Source organism: uncultured Anaerotruncus sp., assembly GCF_902490045.1.
Classification (GTDB): Bacteria; Bacillota; Clostridia; order Oscillospirales; family Ruminococcaceae; genus Anaerotruncus.
This window is the reverse complement of the sequence record NZ_CABUCJ010000192.1, coordinates 1-2672: the sequence shown is the minus strand read 5'-3', so window position 1 is coordinate 2672 and position 2672 is coordinate 1. Positions and strand designations below refer to the sequence as shown.

Below are 2672 nucleotides of genomic sequence, written 5' to 3'. Positions count from 1 at the left end.
AGAGGTCGAGGGTGTCGTACCAGACGTTGCCGAAGGCCCCCGGCGCGCCGCTGCGCGCGAGGTTCCGGCGGGTGATCCCGACGTCGAAGGCGACGTTGTGCCCGACGATCACACACCCTTCGCAGAAATCGAGGAAAGCGGCGAGGGCCTTCGCGGGGTCCTCCCCATGTTCTTCCAAAAATTCGTCGGTAAAGCCGTGAACCTTTTCAGAGTCCCCGACCGGCCTGGCCGGCCGCAAAAACTGCTCGAACCGCGCCGCCTCCTTCCCATCCGGGCCGAGGCGCACGGCGGCCATCTGCACGATCTCGTCGGCGCAGACGTCGGTGCCGGTGGATTCCACGTCATAGACGACGACGCGGCCCTCCGCGAGCGCGTCGAGCAGCGGCGCAAAAAAGTCGCCGGTGTTTCTGGTGCGCGGGTCGAAAAAGTCCGCGAGCGCGGCTCCGCCGCCCTCGCGGTAGTTGGCGGCAATCGCGCCCACCGTCGCGGGGCCGACCCCCTTGACGAGCCGCTTGAGCACGCGGGAAAGCGCCTCCCCGTCCCGGGGGTTCGCGGCGAGGGAGACGCAGGCGAGCGCGTCCTTCACCTCGGCGCGCTTGAGCAGCCGCAGTTCGTCCGCGAGCATGAACCGCACGGGCGGCAGGCTGTCGTCGAGGCGGCTGGCGCGCAGGATGCCGCACACGTCGGCGCAGACCTTGTTCGTGCGGGTGATGATCGCCGCGCGGGAAAAGTCGGTGAGCCCGAGGGAGGCGATCTGCCCGTAAATCCAGTGGATTTCATCGGCCGGGGTGTCGAAGGAGCGGATGACCACGTCTCCGCCGAAATCCGCGCGCCCCCCGCCGCCCGGCCCCCGCCCAAAGGCGTTCGCGAGGAAGGCGTTCCCGGCGGCGAGCAGGCCGGGGCGGCTGCGGTAGTTGACGGTGAATTCGATCACGCGCGGGTGGAATTCCCCGGTGTAGCGCGCGATGAGCGCGCCGGGGTCGGAACCGCGCCACTGGTAGATCGTCTGGTTGAAGTCGCCGCAGAGGAGCACCCGGGCGTTCCCGCAGAGCCTGGAGAGAAGTCCGTATTCCGCGAGGCTCACGTCCTGCACCTCGTCGACGTGCACGAAGCGGAACCGCTCCTGCCAGAGGGCGGCGGCGCGCGGGTCCGCGAGCAGCTCGGAGGCGCGGATGAGCAGGTCGGAGAAGTCGAGCAGACCGCTCGACAGGAGCTTCAAATTGTAGAGGCGCGCGATTGACGCGCCGTATTTGACGAGGAAGCGGTGGAACTTGGGGTCGAACCGGCGGTCGGGGCCGACGCAGATCCGTTCAAGGTCCTCCCGCCGGTGGACGAGCGCCCACGCCGCGGCGGCGGAGCAGTCCTCCTGCGGACGGGAAAGCCAGCAGTCCTTGACCAGCCCGATGAACTCCTGCAAAACCCGCAGCGCCTGGTCGCCCGGCTCGCGTCCCACCACCTCGAAGACGACCTCCCGGATGATCTCCCGCGCGTCGTCCGCGTCGCAGACGGCGAAATCCGCCCCCACGTCGGTAAAGACGCCGGGCGTGCCGCGCAGCATCCACGCGCAAAAGCTGTGGACCGTCTTGACCGTCACGCCGCGCGAAAGCTCCCCCGCCATCCGCTCCACCCGCTCGGTCATCTCCCGGCAGGCGCGGTTGGTGAAGGTGAGGCAGAGGATTTCCTCCGGCTTTGCCAGCCCCCCGGAAAGCAGGTTGGCCACCCGGCAGGCGAGGGTGTTCGTCTTGCCGGTGCCCGCGCCCGCGAGCACCAGCAGGTTTTCCGAAAAGTTTTCGGCGGCGGCGCGCTGTTCGTCGTTGAGCGCGAGCGCCGGGAATGTGGCGGCGGGCATGAAAATCCCCCTTCCGAAAGGAATTCGGGCCCGCCGCGAACGCACCTTGACGCCCCGCGGCAGGCCCCGTTTTTACTGCCCGTTGAAGGGCGGGCAAAACGCCTGGTTTTCAGCTAATTCCTGAAAGTAACCGACCCGGTTTCCGGGTCCATCGCGTCGACGATGGCGAGCGATTCGACGCGCACGCCCCGTCCGCGGATGAGCTCGCCGCCCTCTTGGAAGCCCTTCTCGATGACGATGCCCGCGCCAACGAGCGTCGCGCCCGAGTCCTCGACAAGCTGGCAAAGCCCGTTGAGCGCGCTCCCCTTGGCCAGGAAGTCGTCGATGAGCAGCACGCGGTCCCCGGGCGAGAGGAACTTTTTGGAGACGATGATGTCGTAAACCCGCCCGTGGGTGAAGGACTCCACCCGGGTGGTGTAGACCTCGCCGTCGATGTTTTTCGACTGGCTCTTTTTGGCGAAGACGACAGGCACGCCGAACTGTTCGGCGGTGAGGCAGGCGATGCCGATGCCGGAGGCCTCGATGGTCAGGATTTTGGTGACGCCGCAGCCGTCGAAGCGGCGCTTGAACTCCCTGCCGATCTCGGCAAAGAGGGCCACATCCATCTGGTGGTTGAGAAAATTGTCCACCTTGAGGACGTTGCCGGCCTTGACGCGGCCGTCTTTGAGGATGCGCTGTTTGAGCAGTTCCATAGCGGGTTCCCTCCTGATTTTTATCCGCGCGTGCGCGGGACGGGTTTGGATTTGCCGCTCATAAAGCGGAGGTATTAGATTTGCCGCTCATCGAGCGGCGGAGCTTGCCGGTAGTCGACCCGGCGGGCGGG

General features: G+C 66.9%; 2 protein-coding genes. Both read right to left on the bottom strand.

Going from position 1 to position 2672, the window contains the following annotated elements; translation table 11 throughout:
- On the bottom strand, nucleotides 1–1849 hold a 1849-nt coding region (locus tag RDM88_RS12540; RefSeq protein ID WP_308755160.1), incomplete at its 3' end, for a UvrD-helicase domain-containing protein.
- 113 nt (nucleotides 1850–1962) lie between these two features.
- Nucleotides 1963–2541, bottom strand: coding sequence for a xanthine phosphoribosyltransferase (locus tag RDM88_RS12535; protein WP_308755159.1), 579 nt, complete (start codon nucleotides 2539–2541; stop codon nucleotides 1963–1965).
- Between the last annotated feature and the right edge of the window lie 131 nt (nucleotides 2542–2672).

Bases quoted from the DNA above. Each gene is read 5' to 3' on its own strand.
- RDM88_RS12535 (WP_308755159.1), bottom strand. From the start codon at position 2,541: ATGGAACTGCTCAAACAGCGCATCCTCAAAGACGGCCGCGTCAAGGCC.